Origin of the sequence: Microbulbifer harenosus (assembly GCF_005771435.1) — a bacterium.
GTDB lineage: Bacteria > Pseudomonadota > Gammaproteobacteria > Pseudomonadales > Cellvibrionaceae > Microbulbifer > Microbulbifer harenosus.
In genome coordinates this window covers 1-638 of record NZ_VANI01000059.1, presented here as the reverse complement: position 1 = coordinate 638, position 638 = coordinate 1, and the positions used below count along the sequence as shown (strand labels likewise).

At 59.1% G+C, this 638-nt stretch carries 1 protein-coding gene; it reads left to right on the top strand.

The window, feature by feature from the left end; genetic code table 11:
- The coding region (locus FDY93_RS19320; RefSeq protein WP_281282521.1) for a group II intron maturase-specific domain-containing protein at positions 1–499 on the top strand (499 nt) is incomplete at its 5' end.
- Positions 500–638: the final 139 nt, after the last annotated feature.

The following is a 638-nucleotide window of genomic DNA, read 5'->3' as shown; positions in this document are numbered from 1 at the left end:
GGACAAGGTCCGGGCCTTCGCAGGAAAGATCCGCACCCTGATCAAGCGCGGCGTCGCGCTACCCACTTTCCAGCTCGTCACACGTCTCAACCGCATGCTGCGAGGCTGGTTCAACTACTACCGTCCCTGGGTATCCAAGGCAACTTTCGCCCTGATCGATACCGTGGTCTACCGGGCGCTGTGGTGGTGGATGCGACGGCGACACAAGAACCGTCAGAAACACTGGCTCTACGGCCACTATACCCGTCCACAACGCACGCCCAACGGCAGCTATAGACGGGTGTTCACTGGTCAGGCCCGAACCGCCCTGGGGATTATCCGAAGGGTAACCCTGTTTAAATTGAGCGACCTGCCAATCCGGCGTCATAGTAAAATCGTGGCAAAGGTCACCCCTTACACACCAGGCTGCGGCAACTACTTCCGCAAGCGCTGGCAACAGGGGCGGAGCAATCGCAAGGCAGACCGGGCCCATCTTGCCAGATACCAGCTGGCGGCGTAATGTGGAAAGCAAAATTGTTTATAACGAGTCAAACCGCCGGGTTCACAGAGCCTTTGAGGGGCTTGAGCCGTATGCGAGGAAACCCGCACGTACGGTTCTTAGAGGGCCGGGAGTCGGTGACGGCTCCTGGCTACTCGGC